Raw genomic sequence first — 26,386 nt, forward strand, 5'->3', positions numbered from 1 at the left:
GACGATGCCGCGCAGGAGCGGGTCGCGTGCCGCGGGGGCCGCCGCCGCTCAGCCGATCGGTGGCACCGGGACGTCGCCGCCCTCGTCGGTACCGTCCCCACCGGTGCCGCCACCGTCGTTGCCACGACCGTTACCGCCGCCGTCGTTGCCGCCGCCGTCGTTGCCGCGACCATTGCCTCCACCGCCACCGCGCTGCGGCGGGCCGGTCGGAATGGTCACGCCCGGGATCGGCGTCCAATTGCCGTCACCGCCGCCGCCGGGAGGCTGAGGGAGCGTGATCGACGGTTCCCGCGTCGGACGAGTAGTGCGCGTGTCATAGGTGACCGGCGGCGGCTCGTAGGGCACACCGGCCTGGCCGCCGACCGCTTCCGGCTCGGGGAACTGTTCGATCGGCTTGCCGTCGAGCGCCCCCTCCATCGCGGCCTCCCAGATCTGCGAGGGCAGACCCGAACCGTAGATGGATGCGCCGTTCACGTTGACGATCGGGCCGCCCGCCTTGGTGCCGACCCACACCGCGGTCGACAGCTGCGGGGTGTACCCGACCATCCAGGCGTCCTTGTTGTTGCCCGTGTCGCCCAGCTGGACGGTGCCGGTCTTGGCCGCCGATGGGCGGGCGCCCAGCGTGGGGTCGTTGAGCGCATGCCCATTCGAGTAGGCGGCGATCGGTTGCAGGGCGGCGGTCACATTGTCGGCGACCTTCGCGGGAAACACCCGCTGCCCCTTGTTCTTGGGACGGTCGAAGAGCACATTGCCCTCGGCGTCCTCGACCTTCTGCACGAAATACGGTTCGCGGTAGATGCCGGACGCCGCCAGCGTCGCATAGGCCGACGCCATGTCGATGACCCGGGACGGATACTGCCCGAGCACCACGCCACCTTCGGGGACGCCGTTGGCCTCTTGCAGGGTCGCCGGATTGTCGGCGAAGGCCCGCGCGACACCGGCCGAATGCGCCGCGTCGGCGACCGCCTGCGCCTGCCCCTGCAGGTCCATCATCAGCCGGTAGTAGACGGTGTTCAGCGACATCTTCATGGCGGTCGCCAGATTGCACGAACCGCAGCTCTCGCCGTCGGAGTTCTCCACGACGAGCCCACCGGTCGCCTCATAGGGCGAGGAGTCGTACACCTTCGACAGCGGGATGCCCTGTTCCAGCGCCGCGACCAGGGCGAACACCTTGAACGACGACCCGGTCTGTAGTCCGGCCTGCGCCAGGTCCCAGCCCAGCGACTCGTCGCCGCCGTAATAGCCGGCCACGCCACCGGTGCGCGGATCGATCGACACGACCGCCGAGTAGAGATTCTTCGGTTCACCGGTGAGCACACCGTCAGGGCATTTGTAGAGCCCGTTGCGGCGGCAAGCTGCCTGCACAACCGCGTTCTGGACCTGCGGGCTGATGCTGGTGGTGATCTTCAGGCCGCCGGTACGCAACTGCTTCTCGGTGATACCGATCGAGGTGAGCTCGGCGAGTACCCGTCGCTTGATCAGTCCGTTGGGTCCTGGTGTGACGTCACTCGCCTCACGCGACTTGATGGTGCGGGGGAAGTTCTTCTCCTCCAGCGCCTCGGCGGCCTGCTGCTTGGTGATCGCGCCGGTGGTCACCATTCCGTCGATGACGTACTTGTAGCGCAACTTGAGCGCGTCGAGGTTGACTTCCGGGTCGTAGTACCCCGGCGACCGCACGATCGACGCGATGAGTGCGGCCTGCTCGATGGTGAGGCCCTTCTCGATCGGTTTGCCGAAGTAGGCCTGGGTGGCGGTCGCGATGCCGTAGGCGCCACGCCCGAAGTAGATGGTGTTCAGGTAGGCCTCGAGGATGCGTTCCTTGGGCCAGCCGTTGGAGGCCTTCATCTTCGCCGCATAGGCGAGTTCGCGGAACTTGCGCTCGTAGCTGCGTTCGTCGCCGACGATCGCGTTCTTCACATACTGCTGGGTGATCGTCGAGCCGCCACCGGCGTTCGCATCACCGGTGACCTGGCCGACCACCGCGCGCATCATGCCGCGCGCCGAGAAACCGTCGTTCTGCCAGAACTCCCGGTCCTCGGCGGCGACGATCGCCTGCGTCATCGTCTTCGGGATGTCCTTGTACTGGATCACCTTGCGGTCGCCGCCGGGCTGTTTGATCTCGGCGATCGGGTTCCCGGCCGAGTCGACGATCATCGCCTTCTGGCTGACCTCGACGTCGGGGATCTCCGCCTTGGCGTAGGTGAAGGCGAACGTCACGATGAGGGCCAGCACGATCGCCGGGACGATGGCACCGACGATGCCCAGCGCCCAGGCGTAGGCCTTGTGTTTACTTCGGATGCCCGCGCGAACACTGCGATCCGACCTGGTGCCGGTGCCACGCGACGTGGGCGAAGGGTTGTCTGCCTCGCTCATCGTCAACCTTCCCACCGGGGTGTGCGCTGCGCGCCGTCAACCACGGTATTTCTCCGACACCCAGGACTTCTGGGGTTCCGCTGCCACTCCACTCTGACGTATGCCCGGCGGCGACGGCAAAAACGTCGCCGAGAACACAGTCGTCATCCCACCGCCGACCTACGGGTTCCGGGGAGAGTCCGTACTACTTGGCCACTCGACGCGTGCGCGTCGATCGCGGAGGCAGCCCGGCAACGTACGACTGGACCAAATGGTTCCAGCTACACGTACGACACACTTCGACGACGTGGACGGTGAACTCTTCGGCGGTGGCGTCGAGCCGGGCGATCTCGTCGTTGCTCCGCGCCGACCCCGACACCTGGCCGAGCCGGTCGCCGAACACCCAGGAAACCAACGTGACCTGCTCTTTTCGGCAGATCGGGCACAGCGTCGCGCTGGGTCGGCCATGGAACTTCGCGGCGCGCAGCAGGTATGGATTCGCATCGCAGACCTCAGCCACGGCGGTCCGGCCCGCGTGGACCTCGGCCAACCGTGCGCGCCTGGACAGCGCGTAATCGACGATCTGGCGTTGCACGTGTTCAGGGTACGTGGTCGCTGGTCGGCCGTCGCCGCGACGTTCCGCGTCGGCCCGCATCGACATCCGTTATATCGGTGCGATACATTGATAGACACATCGGCGCGGAGTGTCGGCACGACAGAATCGCCGCGCATGTCGAGGAACACGATCGGAGAAGGGGGTGGGAGCGAATGCTTGAACTCGCCGTACTCGGGCTGCTGCTCGAATCCCCCATGCATGGTTACGAGCTGCGCAAGCGCCTGACCGGCCTGCTCGGCGCGTTCCGCGCGTTCTCCTACGGATCGCTGTATCCGACGCTTCGCCGCATGCAGACCGATGGCCTCATCGACGAGGCGGCCACCCCGACCGGAATGAAGGTGCGTCGCGGACGGCGCGTCTATCAGCTCACCGATGCCGGTCGCGAGCGGTTCAACGAACTTGTCGCCGACACCGGACCGCAGAACTACACCGACGACGGCTTCGGTGTCCACCTCGCGTTCTTCAGCCGTACCCCGGCGGTAGCGCGGATGCGGATCCTCGAAGGTCGCCGTCGGCAGGTCGAGGAACGCCGCGAGGGGTTGCGCGAGATCGTCGGCGGGTCCAACCGGGCCGTCGACCGCTACACCCGACAGCTGCATCAGCTGAGCCTCGAGTCGAGCGAGCGGGAGGTGCGCTGGCTCAACGAGCTGATCGCCGCCGAGAACTCGCACAACGAAACGGGTGACACCCCGTTCGATGACCCCATCAACGACAACGACGTCACGAGCGACAACGACGTCACCGATGAGGATTTCCACACCCCGGCCTCGAAGCCGAGCCGGGATCCGGCGCTCACCACCTCCCACCCCCGGGATGGTGAGCAACTGAAAACACCGGTAGCGCAGCGAACGACTGCCACGCCGCGAGAAGAAGGAGAGCCCGACCATGGGTGAGCCCAATAAGGTGCGCGTTGCCATTGTGGGCGTAGGAAACTGCGCTTCATCCTTGGTGCAAGGCGTGCAGTACTACAAGGACGCCGACGAGAACTCGACCGTCCCCGGCCTGATGCACGTGAAGTTCGGCCAGTACCACGTTCGTGACGTGGAATTCGTCGCCGCCTTCGACGTGGACGCCAAGAAGGTCGGCTTCGACCTCTCGGACGCGATCTTCGCCAGCGAGAACAACACCATCAAGATCGCCGACGTGCCGCCGACCGGCATCACCGTGCAGCGCGGCCACACCCTCGACGGTCTGGGCAAGTACTACCTGGAGACCATCACCGAGGCCGATGGCAGCGGCGTCGACGTCGTGCAGGCCCTCAAGGACGCCGAGGTCGACGTCCTGGTGAGCTACCTGCCGGTGGGCTCGGAGCAGGCCGACAAGTTCTACGCACAGTGTGCGATCGATGCGGGCGCCGCCTTCGTCAACGCGCTCCCCGTCTTCATCGCCTCCGATCCGGAGTGGGCGCAGAAGTTCGTCGATGCCGGCATCCCGATCGTCGGCGACGACATCAAGAGCCAGGTCGGTGCCACCATCACCCACCGCGTCATGGCGAAGCTGTTCGAGGATCGCGGCGTCACGCTGGACCGCACCTACCAGCTGAACGTCGGCGGCAACATGGACTTCAAGAACATGCTCGAGCGTGAGCGTCTGGAGTCCAAGAAGGTCTCCAAGACCCAGGCCGTCACCAGCAACCTCAACGGCCCGCTGGCCGGCAAGATCGAGGACAAGAACGTTCACATCGGCCCGTCCGACCACGTCGCGTGGCTCGACGACCGCAAGTGGGCCTATGTCCGCCTCGAAGGCCGCGCCTTCGGTGACGTGCCGCTGAACCTGGAGTACAAGCTCGAGGTCTGGGACTCCCCGAACTCGGCAGGCATCATCATCGACGCGGTGCGCGCTGCGAAGATCGCCCTCGACCGCGGCCTCGGCGGCCCGATCCTGCCCGCGTCGGCCTACCTGATGAAGTCGCCGCCGGTCCAGGTCGCCGACGACCTCGCCCGCGAGCAGCTCGAAGCCTTCATCATCGAGGCCTGAGCCTCGCTCGACCGTCGGGTCCAACACGACTGTGCCGCACACCCTTCGGTGTGCGGCACAGTCGTCTTCCGGGGTGGACTCGACAACGCGACGCCGCCGACACCACTACGCTGGCTGTCATGCGTGCGAAGCGGTGGGTGGCAACCGGATTCGACGGCCCCGACGACCTCGAATTCGTCGACCACGACGTGTCGATGCCCGGGCCCGGCGAAGTCACCATCGAGGTGCGCGCCGCCGGCGTGAATCCGGCCGATCTCAAACATGTCGTACGCGACCCGGACCCGGCACGGTTGCCGATCCCGCTCGGGTACGAAGTCGCCGGCATCGTGACGGCACTCGGTCCCGACACCGAATTGGCCTCCGGCGGCGGCGCGATTGGTGACGAGGTACTCGCATTCCGGGTTTCGGGCGGCTATTCCACCGCGCTGACCGTGCCTGCGGACAAGGTGTTCGCCAAGCCGTCGACCCTCGACTTCGACGCGGCGGCCGGTCTGTTGCTGACCGGTTGCACGGCGGCGGATATGTTGCGTGTCGGTGTCGTCGAACGCGACGAGACGGTGGTGCTGCACGGTGCATCCGGGGCGGTCGGCGTCGCCTTCTTACAATTCGCCCGGCTGCGGGGCATCCGGGTGATCGGCACCGCGAGCGCACAGAACCTGGACCGTGTTCGCGAATTCGGCGGTATCGCAGTCACTTACGGCCCTGACGTCGTCGATCGGATCCGAGTGGCGGCCGCCCCCTTCGACATCGATGCCGCCTTCGACGCCGTGGGTACCGACGAGGCCGTCGACGCGTGTCTGGAACTCGTCTCCGACCGCTCTCGCATCGTCACCATCGCCGCACCCACACGTGCGCACGCCGACGGCTTCGTCGCCATCGGCGGAAACCAGCCGGACAGCCTACAGTTCCGGGACTCCGTCCGCGCCAACCTCATCCGCCTCGCCGGGTCAGGAGATCTCCAGGTCCCCATCGCCCGCACCTTCGCGCTCGCACAGGCACCCGAGGCGCTGCGGCTCGTCGTGTCCGGCCACGCAGGCGGCAAGGTCGTGCTGACCGGGTAGCGACTCACCCGCCGGTAGGACCCAACACGTCGGCGTGACCGTGCCGACGGCACCAGCTGACCAGGTAGCGGGCGTGCAGCCCACACCAGCGGTAGACGGCGGCCTGCGTCATCGGCAGCCGATCGTCGTGTTCGCCGCGTGCGGTGATGATCGGGCCGAGGTAGTTGCTGGTCGCCTTGTTGGCGGTGTTGGGTGAGACCTTGGCCGCGCGAGCCAGAGTCGCGACGTCGGATGCCGCGCCGGAGGCGATCGCGCCGGCCAGCCGCCCCGCGGTGTGTCCGCGCTGTCCGACGAACTGTTCGTACAAGGACGGCCGCGCGGCGGTAGGACTCGTGTCCGGCGCGGGAGACAGCCGTCGGCCGAGCGCCACCGTGCGGACCGCCTGCATCAACGGCATCAGTCCGTCGGATTTGGCGAAAACCCCCATCACCTCGGGCCGCAGCCTCGCTTCATCGAGATGATCGCGCTCCATCCCGTGTCCCTGGGTGGCCAGGAGAACCGGGGCGGGCCGATCGTGGGATCGGAGTGCATCGATGACGTCGAGCCCGTCGAAGGCCCATTCCAGATCGGGGCGATTCCAGATGAGATCCGCAACGACGACGTCGAAACGCACCCGCCCCACGACGCTCCGGGTGAACTCGTCCTCGTCCGTTGCCACGACGACGTTCACCGCGCCCAAACCGGACTCGAGCGGACCTGCAACCACATGCCCCAACGGCGAGGCCACCAGTATCCGCAATCCCCTATCCACGTGCGTAATTATGCCCGATAGTCGCCATCGATACGTAATCGCGCATCCACGGCCGTCTCTTACGCTCATTTCGGTGCGGTATGCGACCGAGTGGGAACGTAAGGCCCATGACTTCCGGCGCCATACGCGTCAGGCTTGAGTCACCCCCTCGTATCCGTCTCACCTTCACCCCAGCGAGTCCGCAGTGCACTTCCCCCCAGTCACCAACCCCACGAATCATGTTCCCGGCCGCCTGCCGGTGGTCATCGTCGCCGAAGGCGACATCGTCGATGACGCGCTGGTCAGCCTTGTCGAGAGTTTTGGTTTCCCCGCCATCACCGTGACGCCCGGGAGCCCGGCGATACCCGGCGCGCTGGCCCTGATCGTCCGCGCACCGCAGCGCATCTCCTGGGCCCGTACGACCGCACCCCATCGCGACACCCCGATCATCTGTTTCGGCGCTACCACATCCCTCGACGATCGGCCCTCGATACCGACGCGCGCCCGCTCCCGTGGGGCACGCGGCGCACGCTTCTTCTGGTTCAAGGCGAACTCGCCCACGGCCGCCGCCGGCCTGCACACCTTGCTGACCGGATTCCAGGAAGATCTCCCGTCGCCGACGCGTATCCACGTCACCGGACGCGAGTGCGAAGTCCTACGCACCTACACATTGGGGGCGACGCTCCGGCAGACCTCGCAGATCCATCACGTCGCCGAGAGCACGGTCCGGGAGCACTATCGTCGCGTGGCCCGCCGCTACTGCGAGGCCGGGCGGCCGGTCGGCAACAAGGCGCAGCTGCTGCTTGCGCTCATGGCCGACGGCTGGATCGCATCCACCGAAGCCGAAACCGACATCTCCGCGTGAACCCCGGCGCAATCTGATCGAGCGCCCCATTCGTCGGGATGCCACCCGTCCGATGTTCACCACTGTGGATAATGGGAGCCATGCGCTCGCGCGGAAAGATCCTCGACGCCACTCTCGACCTGGTTACCGACGCCGGCTTCGATCAGATCACCATCGCCGCGGTCGCCGAGCGTGCCGGAGTGTCTCGCCAGACTGTTTATTCCATCTTCGGTTCTCGCGAAGATCTCGTGGCGCAAGCGGTTTCGCAGGTGGCGCTGGCCGCGCTCGACGACATCAAGACCCAGGCGTCAAAGACCGAGAACGTGACCGACTTCGTCGTCGAGGTGATCGTCGCCGGACGTTCCTTCGCCCGCTCCTCCCCTGTTCTGGTGGCCATGCTCCGGGGCGGTGACGGCAACCCGCTCTTCGACCCGGGTGTCGTCGGCAGGGCCAAGATCATTTCTGAACAGTTTCTGTCGCCGATACACGATCAGCTCGCGCGCCCCGACGACGTCGCCGAGATCATGGTGCATCTGGCCTTGTCTCTCATCCTGTTCGACGATCCCGAACGTAGGGATGACGACCTCCGGGACTTCCTGCGGCGCTGGCTTGGACCGGCACTACAGCACACTCAACGCTGATTCGCAGCGCGAGCTAAATATTGACACTTCACCCCTTGAGTGTCTAAGTTACTTTCCAGTTCGGGGAGATCCACTTCACACTACTGGGGGTTTGTCGTGCTCGGCCACAACGGGTTCACCCGTCGCAAATTCATCTCCGGAACGGCAGCCGTCACCGGCGCCGTTGCCGCCGGCGCCACGATCGGCACCATCACACCAACTGCCACCGCCCGCGCCGACAGCCCTCGTCCGCGCGTCCGCACCACCCGCGAAGAACATCGTGTCGTCGTGATCGGGTCCGGATTCGGCGGCGGTGTCGCCGCGCTGCGGCTGGCGCAGGCCGGTGTCCGGGTGCTGGTGCTCGAGCGCGGCCGCCGCTGGCGCACCGGGCCCAACGCCGAGACCTTCCCGCATCCGTCGAATCCGGACAAGCGGATGCTCTGGTACCAGTCCCCGTCGCAGATCCTGGGTAAGCCGGTCTCCGTCGAACCCTATGTGGGTTTGCTGGAAACCGTTGTCGGAGACAATATGACGGGTATCTGCGCGGCCGGCGTCGGCGGCGGATCCCTGGTCTACCAGGGCATGACGCTCGAACCGACGCGGGAGATCTTCGAGACCCACTTCCCCGCCGGTCTGGACTGGTCGGAGATGCATCGGGTGCACTACCCGCGGGTTGCCCGCATGCTCCACCTGGCCACCGCGCCCAACGAGCTGATCCGCTCGAAGAACTACGCCGCGGCACGCTACTTCGCCGATCGGGTACGCGCCAACGGCCTGCCGCTGGCCAAGATCCCGATGCCCATCGACTGGAACTTCGCGCTGGCCGAGCTGCAGGGCAAGATGCGTCCGTCGTACACCAACGGCGACGGCCAGCTCGGCGTGAACAACGGCGGCAAGTTCAGCGTCGACGTCACCTACATCGCGCAGGCCGAGGCTACCGGTCTGGTGTCGCTACGCACACAGCACAATGTCACCGAGGTCCATCGAACCCCCAAGGGGCAGTGGGAAATCCACGTCGACAAGATCAGTGATACCGGCCGCGTACTGGCGAAGCAGATCCTGACCACCCCGACGCTGATCATGGGCGCGGGCAGCCTCAACACCTCCCGGCTGCTGGTTCGTGCCGCGGCGCTGGGCCACATCACCGATCTGCCCGACGGGCTCGGCCAGGGGTGGGGCACCAATGCCGACCGCATCTACGTCTGGACCGACCCCACCGCGGATTTCGGTCCAGCACAGGGCGGTCCGGTGGTGTACGGCAGCAAGAACTGGGCCGACCCGCACTCCGCCCACACCGTGATCCAGGCCTCGATGCCGCCGAACCCGATGGGCCGCAACTCGACCATGCTCGTCGGCTACGGGGTCAGCGACAGCCGCGGTCACTTCACCTACGACTCCGCCGCCGACCGGGCCCGGCTGCATTGGCCCAAGAACGGCGACCAGCGCATCCAGAACCGGCACATCGGCCCAGCCGTACGGCGTATCGCCGGACCGCAGTCGACCCTCACCGACACCAACGCCGCGGTCAACTCGACCTGGCATCCGCTGGGCGGCGCGAACGTCGGCACCGTCTGCGACCTGGACGGCCGGGTCAAGGGGCAGCGCGGTCTGTATGTGGTCGACGGCGCGCTGATGCCCGGCAACAGCGCGGCCTGTAACCCGTCGATGACGATCGCCGCACTCGCCGAGCGGGCCCTCGACCGAATCGTCGCGAACGACGTGGGCGCCCGGATCTGACATCCGGTGGGCGTCCGCGCGACGTGGGGTCGCGCGGACGCCAGGGCCACGTCACCTACCCGGCCGGGCCACGGCGACGCATCTCTGTGCGACAGTGGGTTTGTGCTGCTGCCGTTGCTGTCGCCCCAGGCCCCCGATGATCCCGACGCCGTCGTGGTCGGGGACATCCGATTCTCCCGCGAAGACGTCGTCGGCGCGGCCACCTCGGTCGCCGAGCGGATCCGCGGCGCGCATACGCTCGCGGTCCTGGCCGAACCAAGCATCGACACGGTGCTCGCCGTGCTCGGCGGGCTGATCGCCGGAGTCACCATCGTCCCGGTGCCGCCGGACTCCGGCGTCCGCGAGCTGGGTCACATCCTCACCGATTCCGGTGCGCAGGCGTGGCTGGGTCCGGCACCTGCCGACCCGACCATCCCGGTCATCCCGGTGCGTCGGTACGCGCGATCGTGGCATTCGCATCCGGAGCCACCGGCCGATGCGACCGCACTGATCCTCTACACCTCGGGCACCACCGGATTGCCCAAGGGCGTGCCACTCACCCGCGCCGCGATCGGATCCGGGCTCGATGCGCTCGCGGAGGCCTGGGACTGGACCCACCACGACCGTCTCGCCCATGGACTCCCGCTGTTCCATGTGCACGGTCTCATCCTGGGCGTGCTCGGGCCGTTGCGGCGCGGTGGCTCGTTGCACCACACGGTCAAACCAACGCCGGCGGCTTACGCGGCGGCCGCATCGGCAGGCGCGACACTGTTCTTCGGGGTACCGACCGTCTGGCACCGCGTGGCCGACGACCCCGAGTCGGCCCGAACCCTGTCCAGCGCACGTCTATTGGTGTCGGGCAGCGCACCGCTGCCGGTCCCGGTCTTCACCTCGATCCGTGAACTCACCGGCCACCAGATCGTAGAACGCTATGGGATGACCGAAACGCTCATCACGGTGAGTACCCGCTCCGACGGCGAACGTCGGCCCGGTTGGGTGGGACTCCCGCTACGCGGCGCGGAAACCCGACTCCGACTCGACGGCGCTGACCAGCCACACGACGGCGCGACCGTCGGCGACCTGCAGGTGCGTGGCCCGATGCTGGCCCGAGGCTATCTCAACCGGCCCGAGGCCACCGCCGAATCCTGGCTGGACGACGGCTGGTTCGACACCGGCGACGTCGCCATGATCGATCCGTCCGGGATGCATCGGATCGTCGGGCGCGCGGCCACGGATCTGATCAAGTCCGGTGGCTTCCGCATCGGCGCCGGCGAGATCGAGACCGTGTTGCTCGGCCATCCCGCGGTACGCGAGGTCGCCGTCGTCGGCGAACCAGACGAACAACTCGGCCAGCGCATCGTCGCCTATGTCGTCGGAGATCCGGTCGAGCCGGGTGTGCTGATCGATCTCGTGGCCGACGAACTGTCGGCACACAAGCGGCCCAGGGAGATTCGCTTCCTCGACGCGCTGCCCCGCAACGCGATGGGCAAGGTGCAGAAGAAGCTGCTCGGGTGAGTGGCACTTCGGGGTGACGAAGGGTCCAGTCAGCGACCGACCGAGGTGAACGCACGCACCAAAGCCGTACGTTTGACCTTGCCCGACGCCGTGCGCGGCAGTTCGTCGAGGATGACCACCGACTTGGGGACCGCGTAGCCCGCGACCCGGCCGGTACACCACCTGGCAACCGCACTCTCGGTGACCGCGGCGGCATCGCCGGTCGGCGACACCACGATCGCCACGACCACCCGCTGCCCCCAATGTGAGTCCGGCGCACCGAAAACCGCGCATTCGGCGACACCGGGCATGGCGATCAGCACTTCTTCGACGGCCTGCGGGTGGACGTTCTCGCCACCGGTCTGAATCATGTCGTCGGAACGTCCCTGGACGTAGATGTATCCGTCGGCGTCGAGGAAGCCGACGTCGCGCGTGTTGAGCCAGCCATCGACCAGCACACGAGCGGTGGCCTCGGGATCGTTGAGGTAGCCCAGGGTCAGACATGGGGACCGGAACCACAATTCACCGGCTTCACCGCTCGGGAGCACGGTGCCGTCCGGGGCGCGGACCTCGACGTCGATCCCCGCACCGACCCGTCCGGCCGACGACAACCGTTGTCGATGATCACCGACGTGATCTTCCGGCCAGAGAAAGCTGACGCCACCACCAGTTTCGGACAACCCGTAGACCTGCCCGAATTCACAGCCGAGCAGCGCCATTGCCTCGTCGAGGAGGTGGCGGGTGATCGGCGAGGCGCCGTAGCCGATGTGTTCGAGCGCGGGCAACGCGGTGGGTGTTCGCTTGACCTCTTCGACGAGTGAGTGGATCAGCGTTGGCACCATGATGGTGTGGGTGATCTGCTCCCGGCTGAGCACGGCGACGATCCCCGTTGGTGAAGCGTCGTCGGTGAAAACGCTGGTGTAGCCATGGTAGAGACCGAAGTTGTTCCAGGACGCGCCCGCCGCGTGGAAGCTGGGCGGGATGATGAGGACCCGGCTGTCCGGGCCGAATTTGTGGACATCCGATTGCCGCATGGTGGCGTCGACGGCGCTGCGGGTGAGCGGAACGGCCTTGGGATGTCCGGTGGACCCGGAGGTGAAGTAGATCATCGCCTCGGATCCAGCTGCACCCCAAACAGTCTCGTACGCCGGCGGCGAGCCGGGCGACGCCCGGTCCACGGTCGGATCGGCGACATTCCGGGTACGCGCGGCGACATGCGCACCGAGGTCGGCGAAGCGGGGATCGATCACCACGTGGGCGAGATCGATGTCGGCGGTCATCGCGGCCAGCTCGGCGGGCGGCAGCCGGAAGTTGAGTCCGACGATGCTCGCGCCGCGTCGCCAGGTGCCCAGCAGTGTGATCGGATAGCCGACCGTGTTGGGTCCGAGCCAGCCGACCCGGTCGCCCGGGCCGATTCCGTGATCGGCCAGCATCGCGGCGACCTCATCGGCTGCACGATCGAATTCACACCAGGTGATGCTGCCGTACGGATCGACGAATGCCTGCGTATCTGGCCTGAGCACCGCACGCTCACGAACCAGCGCGTCGATATCGGTCACCGGCCCGACCCCCGAAGAGGATTCCCGGTGACCGCACCACCGCCGAAGGACGAGATGTTCTGTCGCGCGGTGTCGGTGGTGATCACCTCCAGCTGATTGAATGTCTCGGCCCGCAACGCGCCGTCGAGATCGTGATCCCAGGTGTCGTTGAGTAGCTGCTTGGTGCCCGCCAGAGCGACCGGCGACGACTGCGCCAGGCTGCGGGCGATCTCGGTTCCGTTCGCCACCAGGGCTTCCGGGTCGAACACCCGATTGATCATGCCCATCGTCAGCGCCTCGGCGGCCGACACCGGCCCGCCGAGCAGGCAGAGTTCCCGTGCCCGCCGTTCCCCCACCAGCCGCGGCAGTAGCCAGCTGGCTCCGCTGTCCAGGGAGAGTCCGCGCCGGATGAACAGCTGAGCGAACCGCGCGCGTTCGGTTGCGTAGACGAGATCGCAGGCCAGCGCCAGGTTGGCGCCCGACCCCGCCGCGACACCGTCCACCAGCGCCACGGTGGGGATGGACAACTCATGCATGGCCAGGACACAGCGGTTGGACATCTCGATCCGGTCCGGCAGCGACTCCGGATCGTCGAGCAGGCCCCCGACATCCGATCCGCCGCAGAAACTCTCCCCGGCACCGGTGATGACGAGCACCCGATCCCGACCGCCGGGATCGAGCGCATCGAGGTGATCGTGAAGCTGCGCCCACATCGCATCGGTCATCGCGTTGCGTTTGGCGGGCCGGTCCAGGGTGATCCAGACGATGCCGTCCTCGGCCTCGGCGCGCACGTTCATCGGGCCGTCCATCCTCCGTCGACAGCGAGCACCTGGCCGGTAAGGAAGGTGCTCGACGGTGATGCGAGGAGCAGCAGTGCACCGTCGAGTTCGTCGAGCCGGCCCGGACGGCCCATCGGCGTGTTCCGCCTGACCCAGCTCAACGCCTTCTCATCGGCGAACATGACGTCGGTCTGTTCACTCGGAAACCAGCCGGGGGCAATGGCATTGACCCGTATTCCGTCCTTGGCCCATTCCGCCCCCAGCTGCCGCGTCAGGTTGACCACGCCACCCTTGGCCGCGCAGTAGGCCGCCTGCTGGATAGGCCATGCTCCGACCAGACCCAGGATCGAGGCGATGTTGATGATCGAACCGCCCTCGGGCATGGCGTTGGCCGCAGCCTGGGCCACCGCGAAGGTGGCGGTCAGATCGATGTCGATGGTGCGCCGGAACAGCTCCATCGACACATCCTTGGCGGGGGCATCGTCGCCGAATCCGGCAGCGTTGACCACGATGTCGACACCCCCGAGGTCGACGGCCGACGAGATCAGGGCGGCGATGTCACCGGAGTCACCGACATCGCAGGACACCGCGCGGGCGGCGTACCCGGCCGCGACCACCTCGTCGAGCCGTTCCTTGCGCCGGGCCGCGGCGACGACCGTCGCACCGTTGCGGGTGAGGACTTCACAGAAGTGCCGGCCGAGACCGCTCGATGCGCCGGTGACGACGGCGATCTGGTCGGACAGGTCTGCGCTGATGGTCATGAATGAGTTCCCTTTCCAGAGGCCGGGGTGACGAGCAGATCGAGACAACCGGCCGCGACCGCACGATCGCGGAGCCGGTCTGGGGTGCCACCGACGGCGGCGGTGACGCGGGCATGCCGAAAATGCAGGTGCGCGTCGTGTTCCCAGGTGAAGCCGATGCCACCGGAGACCTGAATCAGCGCGGACGCACCGGCGCAGTAGGCGTCGGCGGCCTCGGCCCGCGCCAGCAGTGCGCCTTGCTCCGCCGCATCCGCCGACCCGGCATCGTGGGCTGATGCGGCCTGCTGGGTCAGCGCACGCGCCGCCGCCACGGCGACCGCGGTTCGCGCACACCGGTGTGCCACCGCCTGGTAGGTACCGATCAGCCGTCCGAATTGGGTTCGTACGCCGGCGTAGTCGACCATGGCGTCCAGGCATCCCTGCGCCCCACCGACCTGTTCGGCGGCCAGCAGCAGGGTGTCGAGACGACGGTGCCTGCGCACCGCGTCGTCGTCCCCGGGTTCGGTGAGCAGGATGGCCGGAACACCGGTGAGGTCGAGATCGGCCGGGGTGCTGCCGAAGTCGACCGTGCGCAGCTCCCGCCGGTCGATTCCGGCACCACCGATGAGATCGGCCACCGCGAGCGCCACACCGCCCGGGGTAGAGACCTCCGTGACGACGAGATCCGCACGGCCACCGTGGTTCACCGAGTGCAGCCGCCCGGTGAGATGGCCATCGGCCCACGTCGCACGGATCCGGTCCGGATCGGCGGCCGGAGACCCGACGATCCGTCGGCCGTCCAGCACCTCCTGCATCGGAAGACCGTCGGCGATCTCCGTGCGGTCCCCGAGCGCCCTCGCCAGGAGCAGCGCAGCTCTGATCGGACCCGGATACAGCGCCCGCCCGCATTCCTCGGCCATCGCGACGAGGTGTCCGGTCGGCACGGCCAGGCCACCCCAGTCGGAGGCGGCCGCCAGCCCGACGACCCCGACCTGCGCGGCCAGCAACTGCCAGTTGCTCTCGTCGAATCCCGCGCGACGCCGCGCGGCGTCGCCGGCTTCGTCCCGATTGTCCCGCACCTCGGCGATGCCGGGGTGATCGGCGAAGTAGTCGCGCAACGCCCTGCGCACCTCGTCGGGATCGATCTGTGACTCGGTGGTCAGACGCTGGTCCACGACCGCTCTCCCAACCACCCGGTGATCGTGTCCACCGCCTGATTCAGGTACGGGATCTGCTCGCGGCCCGAATAGTAGTGTGTGGCACCGGTAATCGTGTGCAACGTCTTATCCGCGTGGCCGACCGCGTCGAACAGGCGGTGGGTATGGCTCGGAGTACACGCGTTGTCCGCCGAATTGCCGATGACCAGTGTCGGCACCGCCAGATCGGCGGCACAGCGCGGACCGTCGCCGAGGGCGTCGTCGTAGCTCCACTGCGACAACCAACTGCGCAACGTGGTGAACCGCGCCAGACCGACCGGCCCCATGTTCACAATGCGTGGATCACCAAGGTAGCAACCGAGTTTCCGGTCACTGGGGTCGATACTCAGGTCGAGCCAGCGCGGATCGGCCATGGTGCCGTGCACGATGAAGCCACGCTCCATCAGGTTCTCACCCCGGCCCCGCAGCTCCGCCAGTTGTTCCTTCACCCACGCGGTAATCCGCCGGTTGCGCGCGATCTGCGCGGCCCGGAAGCGTTCCACGAACTCCTCGGTGTAGGGCGCCTGGTTGGGATTGTTCGGGTTGTACAGGTCGAGTTCGGGATCCCGCTTCTCCGGATCGTTCTCGTCCAGGATCGACGGATCCATCCATTCGGTCAGGGTGCCGTGCCTGCTGACATGGGCGGCCAGCAGCATCATGCCGTCGGCGGCGGGCAGATCGAGCTGGGTCAGATCGGGGGGTTCGCCCGCCGGGGTGTGGGTGACCGTCGCATGCTGGGCCTGCTGCTGGTAGTACAGCGACAACGCGCCACCGCCACTCCACCCGGCCAGCACGACATTCGTGTAGCCGAGGCGTTCGCGCGCATCCTTCACGCACGCACCGAGATCCTGGACGACCTTCTCCATGATCAGCGCGCTGTCCACACCGCGATACCGGCTGTTGCAGTAGATGACATGGTGTCCGGCGCGGGCCAGCGCATTGGTCATCGGCAGGTAGGCGCCGCCACCGATCGGGTGCATGAAGATCACCACGGTGTCGGAGCTGATTCCCTTGGGCCGCAGCAGATAGCTTTCCAGCACCACCGATTCGGTGACACCGCCGTAGGTGTCGCGGTAGGCCGAGGTGTCCTCGAAGACAACCAGGTAGGGGACGCGGTCGTAGTCGAATTTCTGCTCGCTCATACCTGAACCTCTTCCTTGACCGCGACCTGCGCGGATTCGATCATCGCGGGTGTCGGGGTCAGCCGCTTGCGGGTGTCGATGGAGATGACCTTCCATTCGACGCGCTGGTCCTTGTCGAATCGCCGACGGGCACGCTCGCGTGCACGCTCGGGCATGCCGTGGTGAATACCCTGCGGCGCATGCGATATCAGTCCGGGAGGCATCTCGATGCCGAACATGCTGCCACCATGGAAGAAGGCGATCTCGTCGAAGTCGACGTTGCGGTGATACCACGGCGGCCGCTCGGCTCCTTCGCGTCCTTCGACAGGACGGGGCAGGAAGTTCATCACATAGACCCCGGCGGCTTGCATGAACAGGTGGACGGTCGGCGGCAGATGCACCGTGTTCGAGGTGACCACGTCGTAGTCCTCGATGTTGTAGGTGAAGGGGAAGTTGTCTCCCTTCCAGCCCTCGACGTCGAGCGGGTTGAACGCGTAGAACACCGAGGTCTTGCCCTCGCGCTGGCGGAAGCGGACCTCGTACTCCTCCCGGCCGTCGTCGGGGAAGGCCTCGGCCTCCGGTACGGCCACCAGCGACGAGTCGAAGGGGAAATGCCGGCCCAGCACGCCGGCCTCGGGTACCCGGAACTCCTCGGCCGCCTCGATGATGAGGAACAGGCACTGATCGTCGGGGATCTGCCGGTAGGTGGTGGCCTTCGGGATGTAGACGTAATCGCCTGGGCGGTAGGCCAACCGGCCGAACTCGGTCTCGAAGTGGCCGGTGCCCTCGTGGACGAAGATCAGTTCGTCGCCGTCGACGTTGCGGGTGTAGAAGGGGGCGACCTCGGCGCGGCGGCTCAGCAGGATCCGGCAGTCGTCGTTGTAGAACATGAGCAGGGGTTCGCCTGCCGCGTCGATCTGGTCCGACGGGGTCAGATCGCCGACCAGACGATCGACGCCTGCCAGGTCGCCGACGGTCCGATAGGCGGTCGGATCGTTGCGCCGGTACAGATTTGCGGTCCGGCCGGTGAATCCGTACCGGCCGAGCTCGTCGTCTTTCAGATCCTCGACGTCGCGGTGGATCTGCCGGGGCGTTCGCCCCTTCCGGTGCTGGATGAACGACTCCATGATCGTGGCTCCTTCGTTGTCAGGGTCGGGGGAGTCCGAGACCGCGCTGCGCGATCACGTTGTACTGGATTTCGTCGGTGCCGCCCGCAAGGTGCAGTGCCGGCACCCCGAGGACGAATTCCGACCAGGCAAAGCTGTCCGGATCACCGTTGTCGATGAAGGCCGCGTCACCGAGGACGGAGGAGGCCAGCCGCGCGATCTCGTCGGCCGCCTCCGCCATGAGCATCTTGAGCACCGAGCCGGCGACCGGCTCGAGGCGATGACTCCACGAGTCGGGACTCAGACCGGCGGCCGCGCGCATCGCGGTGACCGCGGCGACGGTTCGTGCGATCTGCGGCCGATGGAGCGGATCGGCTTCGGCACCGAGACGCCGGACCAGGCCGACGATCCGTTCCATCACATACGGTGTCAGCGGCCCGGCGGCCCCGCTCATCGTGCCGCGTTCGTTGCCGAGGCTGGTTGCGGCCACCTTCCAGCCCTCGCCGAGTCCGCCGATGCGATGGGTGTCGGGGACCCGGACACCATCGAGGAACACCTCGTTGAAGGCAGCGCCACCGGTCATCTGTCGGATCGGGCGGACCGAGACCCCAGGTGCGTGCATGTCGACGAGGAACATCGTCAGCCCGGCATGTTTGGGGGCGTCGGGGTCGGTCCGCACCAATGCCTCGCCGACGTCGGCCAGGTGCCCCATCGACGTCCACACCTTCTGCCCGGTGAGGACCCAATGGTCACCGTCGCGGACGGCACGGGTGGACACCCCGGCCAGGTCCGAACCAGCGCCCGGTTCGCTGAAGAGTTGGCAGCCGATCAGGTCGCCGCGGTACAGGCCGGTCACCACCTCGGTGCGCAGCGGTTCCGGCGCATGGGCCACCAGCGCCGGTGCGACGATGTTGAGGCCGACGAACAACGCTTCGCGAGAAGGGAATCCGAGGTCGTCGAGGACCATGTCGAGGACGGTGTCATGTCCGAAACCGAGTCCGAGGCCGCCGAATTCGACCGGACCGCTCGGCCACGCGAGCCCCGCGTCGTACAGCGCGGCCTGCAGCCGGCGCATCGTCGCCACCTGGTCGTCGTGCCCGGCTCGCAGTTCCTCGACCGCCGCGATCCGGTCTTCTGCCGAACCGGCGGATTCGACTCGTCCAGCGGCGATGCCGTGGGTGACGAAGTCTGCGGCGATCTCCGACAGTCGGCCACGCAGATGGTCACCGAAAGCGGTGAGATCGGTGGGGACCGCCGTGCTGGTCACGCGAGTCCCGCGAGTTCGAGCGCCAGTCGTTTGGCCTTGTCCATGTCGTAGTGTTTGCGGGCGACCATGCGCTGGGCGTAGAGCCCGCCACCGGATTGGATCATGGTGACCAGCTGCCAGCCGCCGTAGGCATCGGCGGTGAAATCGCGAATCGCGTGGAAGAGCCGCGTCCGGTACTCGCCGTCGATCCCCTCCTTGGTCCGCATGTACTTCTTGATGAGTGGGCCGACCTCGTCGTTTTCCAGATCGGCGACCGACGGTGCGGTGAGGATCGATCCGCCTCCGATGTCGTGGAGATGGCGCACCATGAGACTGTAATCTGCTGCCGCATAATGCTTTGCGGCGTTGGTGTACAACTCGCTCGGGAAGTACCAGCCCTCCGGGCTTTCCTCGGCGTTGGCGATCGCCGCTTCCAGACCCGAGCGTGTCATCGTCGCGTAGATGACCATCTCGGCGATCTTCTCGCGGATGTGCACGATCTTCTCGGTGCCGTTGGCCTCGGCGATCAGCTGCGCGAGTCCCACCAGCTGATCGCCGAACTCGGACATGTGAGCGGTGCCGCCCAACCGTTCCCACAGGCCGAGCGCATGCGCGAAGGTCGCCGAATGTGCGATCTGCCCGTCCAGGAACACGCGTTCGTTCGGGACGAAGACGTCGTCGAAAAGGATGAATCCCTCCGGCATGTTGTGCCGGGCGCTGACCGGGAAGTCGTCCTCCCGCTCGCGAGGTGCGTAACTGGTGTTCACGATGCGCACACCCGGCGCGTTGACCGGCACCGCGCAGGCGACCGCGTAGTCCTCGTCGCCGGGTTTCATATTCTTGGTCGGCATCACGATCAATTCGTGACTGATCGCCGCCGACGAGATGTGCAGCTTTGCCCCGCGGATCACGATGCCGTCGGGACGGCGCTCGACGATGTGGGTGTAGACGTCGGGATCATCCTGCGCGCCCGGCGGGAGGCGCCGGTCGCCCTTGGCGTCCGTGATGGCCTGCACGCAGCGCAGGTCGTTGCGACGGCAGTAGTCGAAGTACTCCTCGATGCGCTGCGACAGTTCGGGATGATCGGCGCGCATCCGCGCGGCGGCGGTCAACAGAGCGAGCAATCCCTGACTGGTCGTCACCGTGACCATGTCCCAGTGCAGCAGCTTGCCCAGCAGCGTCTTCAGGTCGGCCGAACTGCGCGGGATGTCGAAGTAGGAACCGCTTGCGTCGTCACCCGGCTCGTAGTTGTCGTCGTAACCCTTCGCGACCAGCTCGATCGCGGTGGTGAACTGCGGATGGCGCGCGAGCTCTTTGACTTCCTCTCCCTCGGCGAAGATCCGCCGACCGTCGTCGAGCGACGCGATATAGGACTCCCTGGTCATCATCGCCATCTGGTCATCTCCTCATCCCGAGCCTGTCCGAACCGTTCTCCGGCAACTTTTCTGATGCTAGATTCAGGTTCAGTAAATGACAAGGGTCACACTTTCCGCCCGGTGCCGAGCACCGACGGTGACCATGACGCAGGAGCGATCGCCATGCCGCCGACTCTCAAGGGACGCCAGACCGAGGCCGCATTCCTCGACGCCGCGCGACGCATGTTCGCCGAAAAGGGGTTCCTGAACACCAAGATCTCCGACATCGCGGCGGCCGCCGGCCGCTCGACCGGCTCGTTCTACAACTATTACGAGAGCAAGGAACGGCTGCTCGAAGCGCTACTCGAACAGTTCACCGCCGAGATCGTCGACGGCTCCCTGCGTACCCGGCACGCCGACGCCGAGGCCGGCGTACGTGCAGCGGTGACCGCGTACTGGACCACGTATCGCAAATATCTGCCCGAGATGATCGGGCTCTTCCAGATGTCCATGCTCGACGAGACTTTCGCCAATCGCTGGCGGACCAACCGCACCGCCGGCATCCGGCAGATCCTCACCGGGCTGCAGAGCGCACAGCGCGCGGGGCACCCGATCGGTCTGCCACTGCGACCGCTGGCAACCGCACTCGTCTCGGTGCTCGAATCGGTCTGCTGGACATGGCTCGTCGCCAACGGGGACGCCGACGAATCACCACCCGACGACGAGACCGCCATCGACATCCTCACCGCGATCTGGTTCCGCACAGTGTACCAGCCTGGTGCGGTGGCGGGCTAAATCAGCCGGACTAGTCGCCCGGCCCGCGGAAACCACCGGACAGCCTGGCATGCAGGGCGGCCGACGGCTCGTTGAGCCCGACGAAGGTCACCGTCTTGCCGAGCGCCTCATATCGGGCTCGGATGGCGTCGAGAGTCGCGACCGTGGTGGCATCCCACAGGTGTGACGAGGAGAAGTCGATGGTGACCTGCGGCGGGTCGGTGGCGAAGTCGAAGCGGTCCTCCAACGTGTTACTGGCCGCGAAGAACAGATGCCCACGAATCCGATAGGTGCGATGTCCGGGGGTGTCCACCTCACCCGGTTCGGACACCGCCGGTGCCGTGTCGCTTGACTCCACCTGTGCGCCACCGGCCATCCGCCGCACCAGGATGACCATCGCACACAGGACGCCGGCCAGGACACCGAAGGCGAGGTTGTGAGTCGCGACCGTCACCCCGACGGTGCCGAGCATGGTGATCGTCTCGCCGATCGGCATGCGGCGCAGTGTCTTCGGTGCTATCGAATGCCAGTCCATGGTCGCCACCGACACCATCACCATCACCGCGACGAGCGCCGCCATCGGAATCGCGGCGAGGACCGGGGCGAAGAACGCCATCATGCACAGCAGCGACGCCCCGGCGACGAAGGTCGAAATGCGGGTGCGTGCCCCACACGTCTTCACATTCATCATCGTTTGGCCGATCATCGCGCAACCGCCCATGCCGCCGAACAGGCCGGTGGTGAAGTTCGCGACCCCCTGCCCCCACCCCTCCCGCCGGTGATCGGAGGACGTATCGGTCAGTTCGTCGACGATCTTCGCGGTGATCAGCGACTCCAGTAATCCGACCATGGCGATGGCGAGCGCGTACGGCGCGATGATGCGCAGCGTCTCCAGTTCCATCGGCACATCGGGCAGTCCGAAGGCGGGTAGCTCATCGACCGGCCCCTCGTCCCCCACACGCGGGATCGCCACCGCCCCGACGACCGCGATCACCGTCAGGATCGCGGTCGCGATCAGCGGCGCCGGGATGACGGTGGTGATGCGCGGGAGCACGATCATCACCACCAGGCCGGCCGCGGTCATCGGGTACACCAGCCACGGCACGCCGATCAGATGTGGAACCTGGGCGCTGAATATGAGGATCGCCAGCGCGTTCACGAATCCGGTCATCACGCTGTGCGGGATGAAGCGCATCAGTTTGGCCACGCCGACGGCGGCGAGCAGTACCTGGAGAACGCCGGCCAGCAGGACGGTCGCGACCAGATAGTCCACGCCGTGATCACGCACCATCGGCGCGGCGACCAGCGCCACCGAGCCGGCCGCCGCGGACACCATCGCCCGCCGACCGCCCACGATCGCGATCGTCATCGCGAAGATGAACGAGGTGAACAGGCCCACCGCGGGCGAGACCCCCGCGACGAGCGAGAACGAGATGGTCTCCGGGATGAGCGCCAGCGCGGTGACGAGCCCGGCGAACACCTCGACCCGCAGAAGGCGGGGATTGCGCAGGGCCGCGAGCGTCTGCGACCGGCCCGACGCGCGTCGGAGCGCAGTGCTGCGCGAGGGCAGCGGGTACTCCCGCATGTCGAATACCTCTCCGGTCCGGGGTTGCGTGGCGGATCCGCCCAGGCCGACGAACCATGGATTCCACGTTTCGCACGCAGGCCGACTCGAACTGATCGAACCGCGGTGATCTACGCACGCAAAGTTGGGCGGCGCACCGAACTAAGGTCTGGTCGACCGCCGCACGCTACTTCGGATCTTCCCGGAGATCGCCGGTCCACGCAAAACCGAGACGGATCAGAATCCTCCGCCGAGGAAGTCGGCGTAGGCGGGCAGGTCCAGCTGGCCGTGTCCGGACAGACCGATCACCACGACCTCCTCCTTGTCGGAGTTGGCCACCTGCGCCGCGCAGGCCGCGATCGCGTGGTTCGACTCCGGCGCGGGCACGATGCCCTGGGCTCGGGCGAACTGCACGCCCGCGGCGAAGGCGTCGTGCTGGCTGATCGCGACACCCTGCACCAGACCGAGTTCGACGGTGTGACTCAGGGCGGGCGCCATGCCGTGATAGCGCAGGCCGCCGGCATGGATGGGATCGGGCACGAAATCCATCCCGAGGGTGTGCATCTTCAGCAACGGTGTCAGGCCGGCGACGTCACCGTGGTCGTAACGGTACTCACCTTCGGTGATCGACGGACAGGCCGCTGGCTCGGCCGCAACGATGCGCGGATTCGACCGGCCGTGGATCTTCTCCCGCAGGAACGGAAAGGCCAGACCGCCGAGATTCGAACCGCCACCAGCACATCCGAAGACGACGTCGGCACCACCCGGCTCGACGGCGGACAACTGCGCGACGGCCTCCTGCCCGATGACGCTCTGGTGCAACACAACATGATTGAGGACACTGCCGAGCGCGTAGCGGGTGTCGTCGTTGGCCGCGGCCACCTCGACGGCCTCACTCACCGCCATACCCAGGCTGCCGGTGGTGTTGGGATCCTTGGCGAGCATCGCCCGGCCGGATTCGGTGAGATCGGAGGGACTCGGGTGCAAGGTGCCACCGTAGGTGCGGATCAGGAACCCGCGATAAGGCTTGGAGTCGTAGGAGGCCCGCACCTGCCAGACCTCGACGTCGATGCCGAACTGGGCGCCGGCGAACGCCAGCGCGCTACCCCACTGCCCGGCACCGGTCTCGGTAGTCAGCTTCTTGACTCCGTCGATGCTGTTGTAATAGGCCTGCGCGACAGCGGAATTCGTCTTGTGACTACCGACCGGACTGACGCCCTCGTATTTGACGTAGATACGCGCCTTGGTATTGAGCGCCTGTTCGAACCGTCGGGCGCGGATCAGCGGCGCCGGTCGCCACATCCGGTAGATCTCGCGGACCGGCTCGGGAATCTCGATGTAGGGCTCGGCGGACACCTCCTGGGCGATGAGCCCACTGGGGAACAGCGCCGCCAGATCGTCGGGGCCAACCGGCTCCTTGGTTCCGGGATGCAGATGAGGCGGGATGGGCGTATCCAGTTCCGCGGCCAGGTTGTACCAGTGCGTCGGCACGTCGACCGTGATCAGGTCCGGGTTCTCAGCATTCACCTGCGTCATGAATTCACTGTAGATCGGTTCCTGCTTGCGATCGTTGACATCCGGGGTACCCGACACCGGAGAGCTCGGGTCCGTCGTCGGTTCGTCAGGGCCGCCAGTCCGGGAGCATCGTCAGTCCGGGAGCATCGGGGCGTCGTCACCGTGGTTGCGGCCGACGAGCACCGCCCGAGTCACCGAATCACGGCCGAACCGATTCCGGAGTGCGTCCATGGTGTGGTCGAGTTCCTCGTGGTGATCGTCGGCGAAGGGCAGGGCCAGCTGGACCGCGTCATGGTTGTCGAGATTGGTCAGCGACAGCCCGATCAGAGTGCAGCCACGCTCGCGGATGATCGGCATCGCGTCGGCGACGAGGCCGCGTGCGGCCGCCATGATGACGTCGGTGCGGTCGGTAACCTCGGGGAGGGTGCGGGATCGCGTGGCGCGCGCGTAGTCGTCGAATCGGAGTCTCAGAACAACTGTGCGACAAACTCGTTCGGCACCACGTAACCGTTTTCCGAGCCGTTCGACGATCGCGATCACGGTCGCCTCCAGATCGGCCTCGGACGTGGGCCGACGACCGAGTGCGCGTTGCGAGCCGATCGAGCTCCGACGTCGGCCCGTCTCGACACGCCGTGGATCCTGGGCCATGGACAAGGCGAAAAGGTGGCGCCCCGACCCCGGTCCGACGAGCGCGGCGAGTCTGCGCTCGCCGAGTCGGGCCATGTCGCCGACCGTCCTGATCCCGGCGTCGTGCAGCTTCGCCTCGGTCACCGGGCCGACACCCCACAACCTGCGCACCGGCAGCGGATGCAGAAACGCCAGTTCACCACCGGGCTCCACGATCAGCAGACCATCGGGTTTGCCGACCGCGCTGGCGACCTTCGCGAGGAATTTGGAGCGGGCAGCGCCGACGGTGATCGGCAGCCCGACCTCGTCGCGGATCCGGCGGCGCAATTCGATCCCGATCCGTTCCGGACTGCCCGCCAGCCTCCGCAAGCCCCCGACATCGAGGAATGCCTCGTCGACGGAGATGCCCTCCACCAGCGGGGTGGTGTCGCGGAAGATCTCGAAGACCGCGCGACTGGCCTCCATGTACGCGTCGAACCGTGGCCGGACGACCACCGCGCGCGGACACAGCGCCCGAGCCTCGTGACCGGGCATTGGAGTGCGGATCCCGTAGGCCTTCGCCTCGTAGCTCGCGGCCAGCACCACCCCGCCACCGACGATCACCGGCTTACCCTTCAACGCCGGATTGTCCCGCTGCTCCACCGAGGCATAGAAGGAGTCGAGATCGGCATGCAGGATCGACGCCTCCCGCCGCTCCCGACCCTCGATTCGCATAGAACATATGTTCGCATAGGTCTCCGACAAGCGGCCACAGCCCGATCTCGTTGCCTCCCGATATGTCAGAGTCGAGTCGTGACCACAACACCTGACGACCACAGCGCCGCCGAATGGGACGCGCGCTACGCGGAAGCGGATCGCCTGTGGACCGCGGAGGTCAATCCGGCGCTGGCGGTCGAGGTGAGCGATCTGACGCCGGGTCGCGCACTCGACGTCGGGTCCGGCGAAGGCGCCGACGCACGATGGCTGGCCGACGCAGGCTGGCAGGTCACCGCAGTGGACATCGCACAGGTCGCCGTCGACCGTGCGCGCGCCCTCGATCCCCGGCCCGCGATCACCTGGGTACGCGCCGACCTGCGCATCGATACCGTCCCCGGCGCCGACTTCGACCTGGTCGCGCTGCACTATTTCCCCATCGCCACAGCCGACACCAACGTGGCGCGCACACTGATCGGCGCGGTCGGTGTGGGCGGGACGCTGCTGGTCGTCGCCCATGACCCCGACGGTGTACGCGCCCACGGCCGCAACCCAGACGACTACCTCCAGCCCGACGACGTTGCCGCGCTGCTCGGCGAGGACTGGTCGATCGTCACCGCCGAGACCCGCGAGCGCGGTCGCCCAGGTGGTTCACCGAATGCGGTAAGCCATCATCACCTCGACGTCGTCCTGCGGGCGCGTCGCATTCGCTGACCGCGCGA

The 26,386-nt window shown here is 66.9% G+C and carries 23 protein-coding genes; 9 read left to right on the top strand and 14 right to left on the bottom strand.

Annotation, left to right across the window (positions count from 1 at the left end; all coding sequences use genetic code 11):
- Positions 1 to 48: 48 nt before the first annotated feature.
- Both QSJ18_RS01020 and QSJ18_RS01025 read right to left on the bottom strand, forming a co-directional pair.
- Positions 49 to 2,373 carry a transglycosylase domain-containing protein gene (locus tag QSJ18_RS01020; protein WP_286324320.1) on the bottom strand — a complete coding sequence of 775 codons (2,325 nt, stop codon included), beginning with the start codon at positions 2,371 to 2,373 and terminating at the stop codon, positions 49 to 51.
- A 184-nt stretch (positions 2,374 to 2,557) separates the two neighbouring features.
- The gene (locus QSJ18_RS01025; RefSeq protein WP_286324321.1) at positions 2,558 to 2,947 is read right to left on the bottom strand and encodes a DUF5318 family protein; all 390 of its coding nucleotides are present in this window, start codon (positions 2,945 to 2,947) and stop codon (positions 2,558 to 2,560) included.
- Between the two features lie 173 nt (positions 2,948 to 3,120).
- On the opposite strand from QSJ18_RS01025, the gene QSJ18_RS01030 reads away from it, so the two are divergent.
- The 3 genes from QSJ18_RS01030 to QSJ18_RS01040 all read left to right on the top strand — a co-directional run bounded on the left by QSJ18_RS01030 (position 3,121) and on the right by QSJ18_RS01040 (position 6,006).
- Positions 3,121 to 3,861 carry a PadR family transcriptional regulator gene (locus QSJ18_RS01030; protein ID WP_286324322.1) on the top strand — a complete coding sequence of 247 codons (741 nt, stop codon included), beginning with the start codon at positions 3,121 to 3,123 and terminating at the stop codon, positions 3,859 to 3,861.
- Positions 3,854 to 4,945: an inositol-3-phosphate synthase gene (locus QSJ18_RS01035; protein WP_286324323.1), complete on the top strand. Its 1,092-nt coding sequence runs from the start codon at positions 3,854 to 3,856 to the stop codon at positions 4,943 to 4,945. Before QSJ18_RS01030 ends, QSJ18_RS01035 begins: the two co-directional genes overlap by 8 nt.
- Before the next feature lie 119 nt (positions 4,946 to 5,064).
- Positions 5,065 to 6,006, top strand: a complete 942-nt coding sequence (locus QSJ18_RS01040; protein ID WP_286324324.1) for a quinone oxidoreductase family protein — start codon at positions 5,065 to 5,067, stop codon at positions 6,004 to 6,006.
- Between the two features lie 4 nt (positions 6,007 to 6,010).
- Here the strand turns inward: QSJ18_RS01040 and QSJ18_RS01045 are convergent, their stop codons facing one another.
- On the bottom strand, positions 6,011 to 6,757 hold the full coding sequence (locus QSJ18_RS01045; RefSeq protein ID WP_286324325.1) for an MSMEG_1198 family transcriptional regulator: 747 nt from the start codon (positions 6,755 to 6,757) through the stop codon (positions 6,011 to 6,013).
- A 184-nt stretch (positions 6,758 to 6,941) separates the two neighbouring features.
- Between QSJ18_RS01045 and QSJ18_RS01050 the strand changes: the two genes are divergently transcribed.
- The 4 genes from QSJ18_RS01050 to QSJ18_RS01065 all read left to right on the top strand — a co-directional run bounded on the left by QSJ18_RS01050 (position 6,942) and on the right by QSJ18_RS01065 (position 11,431).
- Positions 6,942 to 7,601, top strand: a complete 660-nt coding sequence (locus tag QSJ18_RS01050; RefSeq protein WP_286324327.1) for a helix-turn-helix transcriptional regulator — start codon at positions 6,942 to 6,944, stop codon at positions 7,599 to 7,601.
- An 80-nt stretch (positions 7,602 to 7,681) separates the two neighbouring features.
- Entirely contained in the window at positions 7,682 to 8,221 is a 540-nt protein-coding gene (locus QSJ18_RS01055) for a TetR/AcrR family transcriptional regulator (RefSeq protein ID WP_286324328.1), read from the top strand.
- A 96-nt stretch (positions 8,222 to 8,317) separates the two neighbouring features.
- Positions 8,318 to 9,937 (top strand): GMC oxidoreductase, encoded by a 1,620-nt coding sequence (locus QSJ18_RS01060; protein ID WP_286324329.1) that lies wholly within the window; start codon positions 8,318 to 8,320, stop codon positions 9,935 to 9,937.
- Between the two features lie 102 nt (positions 9,938 to 10,039).
- Complete coding sequence (locus tag QSJ18_RS01065; protein ID WP_286324330.1) at positions 10,040 to 11,431, top strand: acyl-CoA synthetase; 1,392 nt, start codon at positions 10,040 to 10,042, stop codon at positions 11,429 to 11,431.
- A 29-nt stretch (positions 11,432 to 11,460) separates the two neighbouring features.
- Here QSJ18_RS01065 and QSJ18_RS01070 read toward each other — a convergent pair whose 3' ends face one another.
- The 8 genes from QSJ18_RS01070 to QSJ18_RS01105 are packed head-to-tail and all read right to left on the bottom strand — an operon-like array spanning position 11,461 to position 20,530.
- On the bottom strand, positions 11,461 to 12,969 hold the full coding sequence (locus QSJ18_RS01070; protein WP_286324331.1) for a class I adenylate-forming enzyme family protein: 1,509 nt from the start codon (positions 12,967 to 12,969) through the stop codon (positions 11,461 to 11,463).
- Entirely contained in the window at positions 12,966 to 13,745 is a 780-nt protein-coding gene (locus tag QSJ18_RS01075; RefSeq protein ID WP_286324332.1) for an enoyl-CoA hydratase/isomerase family protein, read from the bottom strand. Before QSJ18_RS01075 ends, QSJ18_RS01070 begins: the two co-directional genes overlap by 4 nt.
- On the bottom strand, positions 13,742 to 14,488 hold the full coding sequence (locus QSJ18_RS01080) for an SDR family NAD(P)-dependent oxidoreductase (protein WP_286324333.1): 747 nt from the start codon (positions 14,486 to 14,488) through the stop codon (positions 13,742 to 13,744). Before QSJ18_RS01080 ends, QSJ18_RS01075 begins: the two co-directional genes overlap by 4 nt.
- Positions 14,485 to 15,642, bottom strand: coding sequence for an acyl-CoA dehydrogenase family protein (locus QSJ18_RS01085; RefSeq protein ID WP_286324334.1), 1,158 nt, complete (start codon positions 15,640 to 15,642; stop codon positions 14,485 to 14,487). Before QSJ18_RS01085 ends, QSJ18_RS01080 begins: the two co-directional genes overlap by 4 nt.
- Positions 15,627 to 16,805: an alpha/beta fold hydrolase gene (locus tag QSJ18_RS01090; RefSeq protein ID WP_286324335.1), complete on the bottom strand. Its 1,179-nt coding sequence runs from the start codon at positions 16,803 to 16,805 to the stop codon at positions 15,627 to 15,629. The genes QSJ18_RS01085 and QSJ18_RS01090 overlap by 16 nt, the downstream gene beginning before the upstream one ends.
- The gene (locus QSJ18_RS01095) at positions 16,802 to 17,911 is read right to left on the bottom strand and encodes a homogentisate 1,2-dioxygenase (protein WP_286324336.1); all 1,110 of its coding nucleotides are present in this window, start codon (positions 17,909 to 17,911) and stop codon (positions 16,802 to 16,804) included. The genes QSJ18_RS01090 and QSJ18_RS01095 overlap by 4 nt, the downstream gene beginning before the upstream one ends.
- Before the next feature lie 19 nt (positions 17,912 to 17,930).
- Positions 17,931 to 19,157 (bottom strand): acyl-CoA dehydrogenase family protein, encoded by a 1,227-nt coding sequence (locus tag QSJ18_RS01100; protein WP_286324337.1) that lies wholly within the window; start codon positions 19,155 to 19,157, stop codon positions 17,931 to 17,933.
- Positions 19,154 to 20,530, bottom strand: a complete 1,377-nt coding sequence (locus QSJ18_RS01105) for a 4-hydroxyphenylacetate 3-hydroxylase N-terminal domain-containing protein (RefSeq protein ID WP_286324338.1) — start codon at positions 20,528 to 20,530, stop codon at positions 19,154 to 19,156. The genes QSJ18_RS01100 and QSJ18_RS01105 overlap by 4 nt, the downstream gene beginning before the upstream one ends.
- A gap of 144 nt (positions 20,531 to 20,674) precedes the next feature.
- Between QSJ18_RS01105 and QSJ18_RS01110 the strand changes: the two genes are divergently transcribed.
- Entirely contained in the window at positions 20,675 to 21,286 is a 612-nt protein-coding gene (locus QSJ18_RS01110) for a TetR/AcrR family transcriptional regulator (RefSeq protein ID WP_286324459.1), read from the top strand.
- 10 nt (positions 21,287 to 21,296) lie between these two features.
- Here the strand turns inward: QSJ18_RS01110 and QSJ18_RS01115 are convergent, their stop codons facing one another.
- The 3 genes from QSJ18_RS01115 to dinB all read right to left on the bottom strand — a co-directional run bounded on the left by QSJ18_RS01115 (position 21,297) and on the right by dinB (position 25,685).
- Positions 21,297 to 22,850, bottom strand: coding sequence for a SulP family inorganic anion transporter (locus QSJ18_RS01115; protein ID WP_286324339.1), 1,554 nt, complete (start codon positions 22,848 to 22,850; stop codon positions 21,297 to 21,299).
- Positions 22,851 to 23,066: 216 nt separating this feature from the next.
- Positions 23,067 to 24,365, bottom strand: coding sequence for a TrpB-like pyridoxal phosphate-dependent enzyme (locus tag QSJ18_RS01120; protein ID WP_286324340.1), 1,299 nt, complete (start codon positions 24,363 to 24,365; stop codon positions 23,067 to 23,069).
- A 111-nt stretch (positions 24,366 to 24,476) separates the two neighbouring features.
- On the bottom strand, positions 24,477 to 25,685 hold the full coding sequence (gene dinB, locus QSJ18_RS01125) for a DNA polymerase IV (RefSeq protein ID WP_286324341.1): 1,209 nt from the start codon (positions 25,683 to 25,685) through the stop codon (positions 24,477 to 24,479).
- A 78-nt stretch (positions 25,686 to 25,763) separates the two neighbouring features.
- Here dinB and QSJ18_RS01130 point away from each other — a divergent pair, with 78 nt between their 5' ends.
- Complete coding sequence (locus QSJ18_RS01130; RefSeq protein ID WP_353507192.1) at positions 25,764 to 26,378, top strand: class I SAM-dependent methyltransferase; 615 nt, start codon at positions 25,764 to 25,766, stop codon at positions 26,376 to 26,378.
- Positions 26,379 to 26,386: the final 8 nt, after the last annotated feature.

The sequence above is a fragment of the Gordonia heveisoli genome (genome assembly GCF_030315745.1).
Classification (GTDB): domain Bacteria; phylum Actinomycetota; class Actinomycetes; order Mycobacteriales; family Mycobacteriaceae; genus Gordonia.